General features: G+C 70.6%; 13 protein-coding genes and 1 riboswitch. Of the genes, 4 read left to right on the forward strand and 9 right to left on the reverse strand.

Features of this window, described 5'->3' with window-relative positions:
• Positions 1–114 precede the first annotated feature (114 nt).
• Together CG747_RS00355 and CG747_RS00360 are read left to right on the forward strand one after the other, a co-directional pair.
• Positions 115–855 carry an ABC transporter ATP-binding protein gene (locus CG747_RS00355; RefSeq protein WP_100599550.1) on the forward strand — a complete coding sequence of 247 codons (741 nt, stop codon included), beginning with the start codon at positions 115–117 and terminating at the stop codon, positions 853–855.
• Entirely contained in the window at positions 837–2,015 is a 1,179-nt protein-coding gene (locus tag CG747_RS00360) for a hypothetical protein (RefSeq protein WP_100599551.1), read from the forward strand. Before CG747_RS00355 ends, CG747_RS00360 begins: the two co-directional genes overlap by 19 nt.
• 245 nt (positions 2,016–2,260) lie before the next feature.
• Here the strand turns inward: CG747_RS00360 and CG747_RS00365 are convergent, their stop codons facing one another.
• Positions 2,261–2,683 (reverse strand): RidA family protein, encoded by a 423-nt coding sequence (locus CG747_RS00365; protein WP_100599552.1) that lies wholly within the window; start codon positions 2,681–2,683, stop codon positions 2,261–2,263.
• Positions 2,684–2,847: 164 nt separating this feature from the next.
• Here CG747_RS00365 and CG747_RS00370 point away from each other — a divergent pair, with 164 nt between their 5' ends.
• Positions 2,848–3,255, forward strand: coding sequence for a MarR family winged helix-turn-helix transcriptional regulator (locus tag CG747_RS00370; protein WP_100599553.1), 408 nt, complete (start codon positions 2,848–2,850; stop codon positions 3,253–3,255).
• A gap of 461 nt (positions 3,256–3,716) precedes the next feature.
• On the opposite strand, the gene CG747_RS49060 is transcribed toward CG747_RS00370, so the two are convergent.
• Positions 3,717–3,842 (reverse strand): hypothetical protein, encoded by a 126-nt coding sequence (locus CG747_RS49060; protein WP_257980155.1) that lies wholly within the window; start codon positions 3,840–3,842, stop codon positions 3,717–3,719.
• Between CG747_RS49060 and CG747_RS00375 the strand changes: the two genes are divergently transcribed.
• Positions 3,826–4,641 (forward strand): hypothetical protein, encoded by an 816-nt coding sequence (locus CG747_RS00375; protein ID WP_257980156.1) that lies wholly within the window; start codon positions 3,826–3,828, stop codon positions 4,639–4,641. The genes CG747_RS49060 and CG747_RS00375 overlap by 17 nt on opposite strands.
• A 188-nt stretch (positions 4,642–4,829) precedes the next feature.
• Here CG747_RS00375 and CG747_RS00380 read toward each other — a convergent pair whose 3' ends face one another.
• From CG747_RS00380 to pyrH, 7 genes are all read right to left on the reverse strand, one after another.
• Positions 4,830–5,900 (reverse strand): ABC transporter ATP-binding protein, encoded by a 1,071-nt coding sequence (locus CG747_RS00380; protein WP_100599555.1) that lies wholly within the window; start codon positions 5,898–5,900, stop codon positions 4,830–4,832.
• Positions 5,901–7,628 carry an iron ABC transporter permease gene (locus CG747_RS00385; RefSeq protein ID WP_180985359.1) on the reverse strand — a complete coding sequence of 576 codons (1,728 nt, stop codon included), beginning with the start codon at positions 7,626–7,628 and terminating at the stop codon, positions 5,901–5,903.
• Positions 7,604–8,686, reverse strand: a complete 1,083-nt coding sequence (locus CG747_RS00390; protein WP_100600038.1) for a thiamine ABC transporter substrate binding subunit — start codon at positions 8,684–8,686, stop codon at positions 7,604–7,606. The genes CG747_RS00385 and CG747_RS00390 overlap by 25 nt, the downstream gene beginning before the upstream one ends.
• A 102-nt stretch (positions 8,687–8,788) precedes the next feature.
• A riboswitch (TPP riboswitch) is annotated at positions 8,789–8,909 on the reverse strand.
• Positions 8,910–8,943: 34 nt separating this feature from the next.
• Positions 8,944–10,056 carry a 23S rRNA (adenine(2503)-C(2))-methyltransferase RlmN gene (rlmN, locus tag CG747_RS00395; protein WP_100599557.1) on the reverse strand — a complete coding sequence of 371 codons (1,113 nt, stop codon included), beginning with the start codon at positions 10,054–10,056 and terminating at the stop codon, positions 8,944–8,946.
• Between the two features lie 168 nt (positions 10,057–10,224).
• Complete coding sequence (locus CG747_RS00400) at positions 10,225–11,367, reverse strand: phosphatidate cytidylyltransferase (RefSeq protein ID WP_100599558.1); 1,143 nt, start codon at positions 11,365–11,367, stop codon at positions 10,225–10,227.
• Positions 11,367–11,924, reverse strand: coding sequence for a ribosome recycling factor (gene frr, locus CG747_RS00405; RefSeq protein WP_100599559.1), 558 nt, complete (start codon positions 11,922–11,924; stop codon positions 11,367–11,369). The genes CG747_RS00400 and frr overlap by 1 nt, the downstream gene beginning before the upstream one ends.
• A gap of 175 nt (positions 11,925–12,099) precedes the next feature.
• Positions 12,100–12,870, reverse strand: coding sequence for a UMP kinase (gene pyrH / locus CG747_RS00410; RefSeq protein WP_180985332.1), 771 nt, complete (start codon positions 12,868–12,870; stop codon positions 12,100–12,102).
• Positions 12,871–12,964 lie beyond the last annotated feature (94 nt).

Genomic DNA, 12,964 nt, shown 5'->3' on the forward strand with positions numbered 1-12,964 from the left:
TACCGAACCACAAATGACCGGGGACCCGATTCCTTACCGTGCTGGTGACCGATACCCTCCGTGGTCGTTCCCCCGACCGGGGGAACGACCAGCGAACAAGCGAGAGGTGTGCAGATGGTGGCCCCGCCTGACAACGACGTTCTCTGGGCACGCGGCCTGCACCACATGCACGGCGCCACCGTCGCCCTCACCGGGATCTCACTCGGTGTGAGCGAGGGCGAGATCCTCGCCGTCACCGGCCCCCGCGGCAGCGGCAAGACCACACTCCTCAAGTGCCTGTCCGGCCAGCTCGTCCCGACCGAGGGCGAGATCTTCTTCAACCGCGCCCCCGTACACACCCTCTCCTCCCCCAGCCGCGAACGGCTGCGTCTCGAACGGTTCGGCTGGATCGACACCGAACCCCACCTCGTCCCCGAACTCACCGTCTGGGAGAACGCCGCCCTCCCCCTCCTGCTGCGCGGCACCGGCCACCGCGCGGCCAAGCACACTGCCATCGAGTGGCTGGAACGCCTCGACGTGGGCATGTGCGCCCGCCGCCGCCCCGCCCGGCTCGACCAGTCCCAGCGCCAGCGCGTCGCCATCGCCCGCGCCCTGGTCACCACCCCGCAGGTGCTCTTCGCCGACGAACCGACCGCCCCACTGCACAGCGCCGACGGCACCCAGGCCCTGCGCACCCTGACCACCGCGGCCCGCTCCCACCACATCACGGTGGTCCTGGCGACCTACGACCCCCAGATCGCCGCCCTCGCCGACCGGACCATCAGCCTCCTCGACGGCCGCCGCTCGGGCGCCGCCCCCGAGAACGCCGACGCCTCCGACGAGGAAAGCAGGGCAGCGTGCTCGCTCTCCGTCTAGCCTTCCGAGTCCACCCCCTCGTTGCGCTGCGCCGCCTCCTCGTCGCCACCGCCGCAGCCGGCACGGGCTTCCTGGTACTGGCCGCCCTCGGCCACGCCGCCGCCCACCCCACCGCGGCCGGCGACTCCCTGGCCCGCCTCCTGTGGTGCGCCGCCCCGCTCGCGGCCACCGCCCAGCTCGCCGTATCCGTGGCCCGTACGGACCCGGCCGCCCGCCTCCAGCGCGGCATGACCGCCGCCGGCCTGGGACCGTTCCGGCTCACCCTGCTCGCCGCGGCCTCCACCGCCCTCTCCTGCGCCCTCGGCGTCCTCCTCTCCCTCGTCGTCTTCCTGGCCCTCCGCGGCGACATCGGCAACGCCGCCGGCAGCTCCGGCTCCCGCACCATCGACACCGGTCTGCTCGGTGCCGGCCACCCGCTGCCGCTGATCGGCGCCCTCATGCTGCTGTCCCTCGTCCCCCTCACCGCCGCCGCGGCCACCGCCTTCTCACTCCGCCCCCGCGCCGAAGCGGGCGCCGTCGACACCGAACCCGGCTCGACCGTCGAGGCCGCGCCCTCCGGCCTCCCCTGGGGCGTCGCCCTGACCGCGGCCGGCCTGGCCATCGAGGCCTACACCACCCCCGCCACCGGCACCCCCGGCGGCCTGCTGCCCCTCCCCGGCCGGCTGATCGGCAGCCCCCCGGGCCTCCTCGCCGGTTGGGCCATGGCCGCCTTCGGCCTCGTCCTGGCCGGCCCCGGCCTGGTGTACCTGTCCGGCCAGCTGCTGTGCGCGGGCCGCCCCGGCGCCCTGCGGCTGCTGTCCGGGCGTGTCCTCCAGGAGGAGTCCTCTCGCCTGGGCCACCCGCTCGGCGTCATGTGCGCGGTTGCCTCCGGCACGTACGCCGCCGTCGCCGTGTACCAAGCCGCTCCTTCCCGTCCCCTCGGTCCGTTCACTGCGATCGGCGCGGCGATCGTCCTCGCCTGTGTCACCGTCAGCGCGTTCTCCGCTGCCGTGGAATCCCGGACGGCCCGCGCCCGCACCACGGCCGCCCTGCGCCGACTCGGCGCATCCGCCTCCGCCCTCCACCGCGCCACGGCCCTCCGCGCCCTGGCCCTGTTGCTCGTCCTCGGCCCCCTGACCTGGACCGTCGCCGAGATGGCCACACTTCCGCTGGTGCACTGAGTCGGGGCGCGTGGAGAGCCAGGCCAGGGAGCTCTGGCACCGCTCTGGCACCTGGAAACGGGGCGTCGGATTTCCGGCCTCAGGGGGTCCGGTGTGATGGGCGCCGGTGTGATGGGGTCCTGTGTGGGCTCCGGCTCGTTGAGCATGGTTGGGCGGCCGCCGGCGCATGGGCGCTCTGGGGCCACGAGGTCTTCGGCGGTGTGCCGTGGAGCGGTATTGTCCGGCGACTGTCGGGGGCGTGGGCGTCAGCGGGCGAGGGCGGTGACCTCGACCTCTATTCGCCACTCCGGTTGGGCCAGCGACGAGACTTCGAGCAGGGTGTCCGCGGGATAGGGCTCGGACAGGAACTCCCCGCGCAAGGTGATGACATGGTCGAGGTCGGCGGCCATGTCCGTGACGAAGATGCCGACCTTCACCACGTCGGCAAGCGACGCACCGGCCTCGGCGAGCACCCGCTCGACATTCGCGAACGCCTGACGCCCCTGGGCCAGGAAGTCCCCCGAAACGGTCCGCCCCTGCTCATCGATCCCCGCCTGACCGGATACATGGATCAGCCCGCCGGCCTTGATGGCCTGTGAAATCTTGTACGGCTCGTACCAGTCCGGTGTGGTCGCAATCTGCTGGATCTCCTGAGCAGTTCCCACCTCTGCGACATCCGTCGACGACATAACGCTCCCCCTCAAAGCTCCATGCGCACACATATCTTGCATGCACATACATAAGTTTCAGGTGCATGTACGCTGATGTCAAGAGCGTCAGAGGAAAGCCCCTCGGAAGGCACCCGGGGGCGGGACGCGCCAGAGACGGCGAACGAGGGAAGAAAGCGGCATCGATGGACGCGGAGCACTGGGACCGGTTCGGAGCACTGCACACACGCGTCGAGCAGGAGTTGGGGAAGGCCCTGCAGCAGCACCACCGGCTCGGCCTCTCCGAGTACCGTGCGCTGGCCCGACTGGCGGAGTCGGAGGACGGCGAGCTGCGGATGCAGGAGCTCGCGGATCTGATCGGCCTCAACCAGAGCTCCGTCAGTCGGCTGGCCTCACGGCTGGAGTCATCCGGCCTGACCCGCCGCGACCTGTGCCCCGATGACCGGCGCGGCGTCTACAGCGTGATCACCGACGAGGGCCGCGAAGCGCAGAGCAAGGCGCGCCCGACGTACGACAGCGCATTGCGCACCGCTCTCGACTCCGCCGCCGAAGACGGCACGCTCGGGCCCCTCGTGAAATCCCTGCGCCCCTGACATGACAGGCGTGCAGTCGAATACAGAGCCAGAGCCCTGGCGCCCCGGCGTCTCCACAATGGCGACCGCGCGATCGAATCGCTCACGGAGTTCGGCCGGGTCGACTCGACCGGCGGCCCCGCCGGATACCGCAAGCAGCAGCTTGACCTGACGGTTCGCAGACTCGCCCCACCCGCCCCGTCCACCTCGTCACCCCGCTACGGACGACACGGACGGCACCGGGGAATTCGTCTGCCGCGGCTGCCTGGAGGAAGGAGACTCCACCTCGCAAGTACACGCGGCCCCCGGAGCCCTGACCGCCAGAGATCTTTTTGCCCACGGAGGCAACTCACATCCCGAAATGCGCGTCTGCCATGCCAGGTAATGAACAGGTAATGCGGCACGCGAACGGAGCTTTCGGTGATCATCGGCCTTCTGACGGCCATAGCGGCGTCCGCCTGCTATGGCACGGGTTCGGTCCTTCAGGCGGTGGGATCGCGGAAGTCCGCTCGCCAGGAGGCGGCGAAGGAATCCGGCAGCGGCGTCACCCAGCACGGCGGCCCCAGCCTCTCGTCGACCGCCAAGGCCGCCGTGACCTGGCAGTTCATGGTCGGCACGGTGCTCGACTTCATAGGCTTCGGACTGGGCGCGCTCGCGGCGCGGATGCTGCCGCTGTTCCTGTCGCAGACCGTGATCAGCGCGAACCTCGTGATCACGGCAGTGCTGAGTATCAAGCTCCTCAACATTCGCCTCACCCGTCCGGAATGGGCATCCATCGGTGTCGTCTGCTCGGCTCTGGTACTGCTGGCCACCGCCGCCGGTCCGGAGGGCAGCGGCCATACGCCGATCGGCACCCATTGGTGGCTGCTGGTCGCCTCGGTTGTGCTCATCGGTGGCGGCACCCTGATCGTGCGGCTGCTCGGCGGACGCGCCGCAATCCTCGCCGGCCTGCTGTCCGGCCTGGGATTCGGCGCCCTCGGCGTCGGCGTACGCGTCCTGAACGGTGTGGACCCGTTCCATCTGCCGTCCCTTCTCGGCGATCCCGCGCTGTACGCGATCCTGGTCGCGGGCATCGGCGGAATGTACCTGCACACCGTCGCCCTGCAGATCGGTTCGGTGAACGGCGCCACGGCCGCGCTGGTGGTGGGCGAGACCGTGGTGCCCGGCATCCTCGGAGTGCTGTGGCTGGGCGACTCCTCTCGTCCGGGTTTCGCCTGGATGGCGATCCTCGGCTTCGTGGTCGCTGTGGCCGGAGCCGTCGCTGTCGCCTGGTTCGGCGAGCCGGAGTCGGAACCGGGTGCGGATCGGGAGGCGGCCACCGGGCCTGGGGTCGGATCGGCTGGACCGGATGAGGGCAGTGAGACTGGGGCCTCGCCTACGGAGAGGCCACGGAACGCGGTGGTGTGAGGGCCACTGCTGATGCCGCGGGTGGCGCCGGCGCCACGGCCTCGCCCGCGGTGGCATCGGTCAACCGCGCGGTGCTCCTCGCCTACGAGCCGGGACTGATCGTCCCGGCCCTCCCCCGCGCACCTAGTGGGCCCGCCCCGTCATGAGCGGTTCTGAGCGGTCATGACGGGCGCCGGTACGCCGCGCCGCTATCCCGCCGCGTCGTCCAGCACCACCACGTCCTCGGCGGCGAAGGAGATCCCCACCCGGTCCCCGGTCTCCGGCGCCTCGCGGAGTGGGCATGCCGCCTCCACCTGTGGCCCGCCGGCTGGTTGGAGCAGCAACGCGACATGCGTGCCGCGGAATGTCCGGGCCGCGACCGTGCAGGGCAGGCCCTCCTTCGCGGAGGTCAGCCGGACACCGGCCGGGCGGACGAGCAGGCGGCAGGAACCGTCCGGAGTGCCGTCCGGCACCGGCACCTTGCCCCACGGGGTGGCGGCGGACTCGCCCTGCACGGTCGCCTCGACCACGTTGTCGAAGCCGAGGAAGCGGGCGACGAATGCGTTGGCGGGCCGCTGCCAGACCTCCAGCGGCGTGCCGCTCTGCGCGATCCGGCCGTCCCGCATCACCACGACCCGGTCGGCCAGCGCGAACGCCTCCCCCTGGTCGTGGGTGACGGCGAGCACCGTCGTCCCCAACTCCCGGAAGAGTCGCCGCAGTTCGACGACGAGGCGCTCGCGCAGCCCCCGGTCCAGTTGCCCGAGGGGCTCGTCCAGCATCAGCAGCCGCGGGCGTGGGGCGAGCGCACGGGCCAGCGCGACGCGCTGCTGCTCGCCGCCGGACAGTGACGCCACGGCCCTCCGCCCGGCGCCCGGCAGCCCGACGAGGTCCAGCAGTTCGGTGACCGCGCGTTCCTGCTCGGCACGCGGAGACCGCCGCATCCGGAGCCCGAACGCGATGTTTCCGGCGACGTCGCGCTGGGGGAACAGCTGGTGGTCCTGGAACATCAGCCCGACGCCGCGCCGGTGCGTGGGCACGCCCACCTGGTCGCGCCCCTCCAGCAGCACCGCGCCCTCGTCGGGGTGCTGCAGTCCGGCCACCACCCGCAGCAGAGTGGACTTTCCGCTGCCGCTGGGGCCGAGGACGCAGACGATCTCGTGCGCGGCGACGTCCAGGTCCACCCCGTCGAGGGCGGGGTGCGCGCCGGGTGCGCCGAAGCGGACGGTGACGTCGTCCAGTCGCAGCATTTCCGGTGCCGTGGTTCCGGCCTGTGCCGTCATCTAGAACTCCCCGGAGTGGTCGGTGCGGAGGCGTTCCAGGGCCAGCAGGGCGCCCGCGCACACCACCATCAACATGGTCGACAGAGCCATCGCCTGGCCGTAGTTGAACTCCCCCGCGCGGCTCAGCAGCCGCGTGACGGCCACCGGCAGGGTCGGCTGGTCCGGCCGTGCGATGAAGACGGTCGCGCCGAACTCGCCGAGCGATACGGCGAACGCGAAGCCCGCCGCGATGAGCAGCGCCCGACGGACCATCGGCAGGTCCACTTCGCGCCAGACCTGCCAGGGCGAGGCACCGAGGACGGCCGCCGCCTCCCGCAGTCGGCTGTCCACCGCCCGCAGCACGGGCAGCATCGTGCGGACGACGAACGGCACACCCACCAGGGCCTGCGCGAGGGGCACCAGCCACCAGGAGGCGCGCAGGTCCAGCGGCGGCTTGTCGAGAGTGATCAGGAAACCGAAGCCGACGGTCACGGCGGAGACCCCCAGCGGCAGCATCAGCAGTCCGTCGAAGCCGCGCAGGAGCCGGGTGATCACCGGTGTCCGCCCGGACGGTCCGGTCTCGGGCCGCGTGCGGGTGAGTGCGGCCGCCGCCAGGCTGCCGACCACGAGGGCGATCGCGGTGGCCGCCGCGCCGTAGGCGAGGGAGTTCCAGAGGGCGTCGAGGGGGGCGACGGCGAAGGTGCTGTCGGCGGACGCCGCGTCGCGCAGCGTCTCGTAGAAGACCAGTCCGTAGCCGTCCGGCCCGGCGAAGGACCGCTCGACGAGGACGGCCAGGGGCAGGACGAGCAGCACGGCGATCAGGGCGAGCGTGCTCCACAGCAGCGCCCACTGGCCGGGGCCGTGCGGGCGGCGGGCGGTCCGGGAGGCGTCGACGAGCCGCAGGGTGGATTCGCGGCGCCGCACGGTCCAGGCGTGCAGCGCCAACAGGCCCAGTACGGCCGCGAACTGGATCAACGTCAGGACGGCGGCGGTGGGCAGGTCCAGGAAGTCGGCGGTCTGCCGGTAGATCTCCACCTCCAGCGTGGAGAAGGTGGGCCCGCCCAGGATCTGCACGACCCCGAAGGAGGTGAAGGTGAAGAGGAAGACCATCAGCGCCGCGGCGGCCACGGCCGGGCCGAGCGCGGGCAGCGTCACCTTCCGCCAGGCCGCGAACCGTCCGGCTCCCAGGACCCGGGCCGCCTCTTCCTGGCGCGGGTCGAGCTGGGACCAGAGTCCGCCGACGGTCCGGACGACGACGGCGTAGTTGAAGAAGACGTGCGCCAGCAGGATCGCCCACACCGAGGTGTCCAGCCGTACGCCCCACAGGTCGTCGAGCACTCCGCCCCGCCCGACCAGCGCGAGGAAGGCGGCGCCGACGACGACGGTGGGCAGGACGAACGGCACCGCCACCACCGCCCGCAGCAGTTGCTTGCCGGGGAAGTCGAAACGCGCGAAGACGTAGGCGCCGGGCAGGGCGACCAGCAGCGTCAACGCGGTCGAGGCGGCGGCTTGCCACAGGGTGAACCACAGCACGTGCAGCACGTCAGGATCGCCGAGGACCGCACCGAACCGGCCGAGCTGCCACTGCCCGCCGTCCTTCAGCCCCCGGCCGACGATCACGGCGACCGGGTAGGCGAAGAACACCGCGAAGAAGGCGAGCGGCACGGCCATCAGACCGAGCCGCACCGCCGTTCCCCGCGCGGACCCCCTGCGGCGGCCGCGGGCTACTTCAGAACGAGCGAGGACCACTGCTTGATCCACTGGTCACGGTTCTTGGCGATCGTCTCCGGTGCGAGCGCCGCCGGCTTGTCGATCTTGGCGCCGTAGCGGGTGAACAGCTCCGGCTCCTTGGCGTCCGTACGGGCCGGGTTGACGAACATCTGCAGCGGCATGTCCTCCTGGAACTTCTTCGACAGGAGGAAGTCGAGCAGCGCCTTGCCGCCCTTCTCGTTCTTGGCGCCCTTGAGCAGACCGCCGAACTCGATCTGCCGGAAGCAGGTACCGGTCGCGACGCCGGTCGGGGCCTCCTTGGGGGCGGGGTTCTTGCCCATCACCTCGGCGGGCGGGCTGGAGGCGTAGGAGACCACCAGCGGCTTGTCCCCCTTGCCCTTGCCGGCCGCCGAGCCCGAGAAGCGCTCGTTGTACGCCTGCTCCCAGCCGTCGACGACCTCGACGCCGTTGGCCTGGAGCTTCTTCCAGTAGTCCGGCCAGCCGGCTTCCCCGTGGGTGGCGATGGTGCCGAGCTGGAAGGCGAGCCCCGGAGAGGAGGTGGCGGAGTTCTCCGTGACAAGCAGCCCCTTGTACTGCGGCTTGAGCAGGTCGTCGAAGGTCTGCGGCGGCGCGAGCTTGTGCTGGGTGAAGTAGGCGCGGTCGTAGTTGACGCAGATGTCGCCGTAGTCGAGGGGCGTGACCCGGTGGGCGTCCTTGTCGAGCTGCAGGTCGGCCGGGACGCTGTCCAGGCCCTTGGCCTGGTAGGGGGTGAAGATGCCGGCGTTCAGGCCGCGCGAGAGCAGGGTGTTGTCGATGCCGAAGAAGACGTCGCCCTGCGGGTTGTCCTTGGACAGGATCGCCTGGTTGACGGCCTTGCCGGCGTCCCCGCCCCTGAGCACCTTGACCTTGTAGCCGCTCTCCTTCTCGAAGGCGGCCAGCACGGACTTGGAGGCGTTGAACGAGTCATGGCTGACAAGCGTGACGGTCTTGGCGTCCGCGCTGCTGCTGCCGGTGCCCGAGCTGCCGCACCCGGCGAGTGCGGTCATCCCGGCCGCGGCGGCGAGCGCCGCCGCGGTGATCCTGCTGGTGGTGCTCACTGATTCCTCCTGGCTGGCCAGGAAGAGACGCGGCCCCGCCCGGTGTCCGTTGCGTTCGACGTCGGTGACGTTCGGCAACGGACGGTGGGCGGGGCGCAACAGCATGAGTGACGACCGAACTTCCTACCCGGAATGACCCGGGCGAGGTTCAAGGGTCTGCGGGCGCCGTAGGTCTACGACGTGTCCGCACTCTCAGCGCTGTGGCGCTCCCCTGTCGGAATGTGCATTTGTTCGACGACACCGTACCAGCGGGTGGCTCAGCGCTCCGAGGCAGCGAGCTGACCGCAGGCGCCGTCGATCTCCTGGCCCCGGGTGTCCCGAACGGTCACGGGCACGCCGTGTGCCTCGATGGCCCGCACGAACGCCAGCTCGTCCTCGGGCCGCGAGGCGGTCCACTTCGAGCCCGGCGTCGGATTGAGCGGAATGAGGTTGACGTGCACCCGCTTGCCCTTGAGCAGCCGTCCCAGCAGGTCACCGCGCCATCCCTGGTCGTTGATGTCGCGGATCAAGGCGTACTCGATCGAGACCCGGCGACCGGACTTCTCGGCGTACTCCCACGCCGCGTCCAGCACCTCGCGGACCTTCCAGCGGGTGTTGACCGGCACGAGGGTGTCCCGCAGCTCGTCGTCGGGCGCGTGCAGCGACACCGCGAGCCGGCACTTGAAGCCCTCGTCGGCGAACCGCAGCATCGCCGGGACCAGCCCGACCGTGGAGACGGTGATGCCGCGCTGGGAGAGGCCCAGCCCGTCCGGCTCGGGGTCGGTCAGCCGCCGGATGGCGCCGACCACCCGCTTGTAGTTGGCGAGCGGCTCGCCCATGCCCATGAAGACGATGTTGGACAGTCGCGCCGGCCCACCGGGCACGTCGCCGTCGCGCAGCGCGCGCATCCCGTCGACGATCTGGTGCACGATCTCGGCGGTGGAGAGGTTCCGGTCGAGGCCGGCCTGGCCGGTGGCGCAGAACGGGCAGTTCATACCGCAGCCGGCCTGTGAGGAGATGCACATGGTGACCCGGTCCGGGTAGCGCATCAGGACGGACTCGACGAGGGTGCCGTCGTGCAACCGCCACAGGGTCTTGCGGGTGGTGTCGTCGTCGCACGAGATGTGCCGCACCACCGACATCAGGTCCGGGAGCAGCTCCGCCGCCAGCTTCTCGCGCGCCGCCGCGGGGATGTCGGTCCACTCCGCGGGGTCGTGCGCGTAGCGGGCGAAGTAGTGCTGCGACAGCTGCTTGGCGCGGAACGGCTTCTCGCCGATCGCGGCCACCGCCTCGCGGCGCTCCGCCGGGCTGAGGTCGGCGAGGTGCCGAGGGGGCTTCTTGGCGCCTCGGGGGGCGACAAACGTCAATTCTCCCGGGGCCGGGCGTGCCATGGGCGGAAACTCCTCTGTGCGACGAGGCCGGGCGGCTTCTGCCGACGCGGAACCGGGGACCGGGCAGAGCCGGAACCGGGAGACCTCACGGATCACCCCCGCGGTCGCGGAGGCGGAAAGGGCGCGCCGCGAACGAGCGGCGCGCCCTCCAAGGGTAACCGGCGGCGCTCAGCCCGATCCCACGAAGATCACGAACAGCAGCCAGACCACGGGGGCGGTCGGCAGCAGGGAGTCCAGCCGGTCCATGATGCCGCCGTGACCGGGCAGCAGGGTGCCCATGTCCTTGATGCCCAGATCCCGCTTGATCATGGATTCGCCGAGGTCGCCGAGGGTGGCGCTGACCGCGACCGCGAGGCCGAGCAGCAGGCCCTGCCACCAGGCGGCGTCCTTGATCAGGAACTGCATGCACAGCGCACCCGCCACCATCGCGAAGAGCACCGCGCCGACGAGCCCCTCACGGGTCTTGCCGGGGCTGATCCGCGGCGCGAGCTTCTTCTTCCCGAAGCGCCAGCCGACCGCGTAGGCCCCGGTGTCGCTGACGACTGTCAGCAGCAGGAAGGTCAGCACCCGCTCCGGCCCGTCGTCCGCGGCCGCCAGCATCAGGGCCACGAAGGTCGCCAGGAACGGGACGTAGAAGGCCGCGAAGACCGCTGCGGTGACGTCCCGGAGGTAGTTCTGGGGCGCCTCGGTCATCCGCCAGACGAGGACGGCGAGCGTGCTGAGCGCCATCGCCACCCACGCGCCCTCGGCGCCGCGCACGTATCCGGCGACCACCATGGCGGTGCCGCCGATCGCGAGCGGGACCAGCGGCACCCGGATGTCCTTGCGCTCCGCCAGCCGCGAGGTCAGTTCCCACAGGCCCACGACGACGGCGATCGCTATGACGCCGATGAACACCGGCTTGTAGACGAAGAGCGAAGCGAGGATGACCGCGCCGAGTCCGACGCCGACCCCTATGGCGGCGCGCAGATTGCGCCCCGCGCTCTTCTTCTGGGGTTTCACTGGGCCGCTGTCGGACCCGGGGGGCGAGGTGGGCATGGGCTCCTGCGGCCTGTCGTCGCGGAACAGGGGGCCGCTCAGGCGAGCAGCCCCCCGGTTGTCCGAGCTATCCCGGATGTCCCGATGGTCGTCCTGGTGTCCGCCCGGCTCGGGCACGATGGGCATGGGCCGAGTCTGCGCCGCGCCGCCCACGTCGTGCAGGGGACCCGCCGGGACGGGGGGCGCCGCCCCGCGCAGCGAGGCGGCCGGTCCGTGGTCGGGCGGTCCCCACTGGCCGGCGCCGGGCGGGGTCCCCCAGGATGACTCGTTCATCAGACCTCTAGGAGCTCGGATTCCTTGTGCTTGAGGAGCTCGTCCACCTGCGCGACGTACTTCGCGGTGATGTCGTCGAGCTCCTTCTCGGCGCGACGCACCTCGTCCTCGCCCGACTCCTTGTCCTTGACGAGCTTGTCGAGCGTTTCCTTGGCCTTGCGCCGCACGCTGCGGATCGAGATCTTCGAGTCCTCGGCCTTGTTCTTGGCGACCTTGATGAACTCGCGACGGCGCTCCTCGGTGAGCTCGGGGAACGTCACACGGATGATGTTGCCGTCGTTGCTCGGGTTGACGCCGAGGTCCGAGTCACGGATCGCCTGCTCGATGTTGCGCAGCGCGCTCTTGTCGAACGGCGTGACCACGGCCATCCGCGGCTCCGGAACCGAGAACGACGCCAGCTGGTTGATGGGCGTCATGGCACCGTAGTAGTCCGCCACGATCTTGTTGAACATCGCCGGGTGCGCACGCCCGGTGCGGATCGCGGCGAAGTCCTCCTTGGCGACCACGACGGCCTTCTCCATCTTCTCCTCGGCCTCGAGGAGGATCTCTTCGATCACCACTTGCTCCTGGTCTTTTCGGTAAGAAGCAGAGCCTCGCCCCTGCCGCGCGTCTTCTCCTGCACGGTGTCCGACCGGCAGGCGGTTGTCCATCCCCGTACCGAGGTCTTCCCACGACCGGGGGTTGCCGCCCGCACGGGCCGACGCCCGTACGGAATCACGGCAGTTGAGGCCGTCAGGCCCGGGTGTTCTGATCGCTGACGAGCGTGCCGATCTTCTCACCCTTCACCGCACGCGCGATGTTCCCCTCGGCGAGCAGTTCGAACACGAGGATCGGGAGCTTGTTGTCCCGGCACAGCGTGACGGCGGTGGCATCGGCGACCTTCAGGTCGCGGGTGATGACCTCGCCGTATTCGAGGGCGTCGAACTTGACCGCGTCAGGGTTCTGCTTGGGGTCGGAGTCGTAGACCCCGTCCACACCGTTCTTGCCCATCAGCATGGCCTCGGCGTCGATCTCCAGGGCGCGCTGGGCGGCGGTGGTGTCGGTGGAGAAGTACGGCATGCCCATGCCGGCGCCGAAGATGACGACCCGGCCCTTCTCCAGGTGGCGCACCGCGCGCAGCGGGATGTACGGCTCCGCGACCTGGCCCATGGTGATCGCCGTCTGGACGCGGGAGTCGATGCCCTCCTTCTCCAGGAAGTCCTGGAGGGCCAGGCAGTTCATGACCGTACCGAGCATGCCCATGTAGTCGGAGCGGGCCCGGTCCATACCGCGCTGCTGCAGTTCGGCACCGCGGAAGAAGTTGCCGCCGCCGATCACGATGGCGATCTCATAGCCGTCACGGACCACCGCGGCGATTTCGCGGGCGATGGCGTGCACGACATCGGGGTCGACACCCAGTCCTCCGCCGCCGGCGAACGCCTCGCCCGACAGCTTCAGAAGGAAGCGCCGCCTACCGCCGTTCCCGGCTTTGTGTGTGTCCGCGCCGTCGGCACCGTGATTCATTGAGCTCTCCTCGTGCACATACGAAGAAGGCCATTGCCGTGGGTCTGGTTCAGATCCCTGTCCGGCAATGGCCTCCTCGTCACATCTGCGGCCG

This window comes from Streptomyces sp. CB02959 (assembly GCF_002803155.1).
GTDB lineage: Bacteria > Actinomycetota > Actinomycetes > Streptomycetales > Streptomycetaceae > Streptomyces.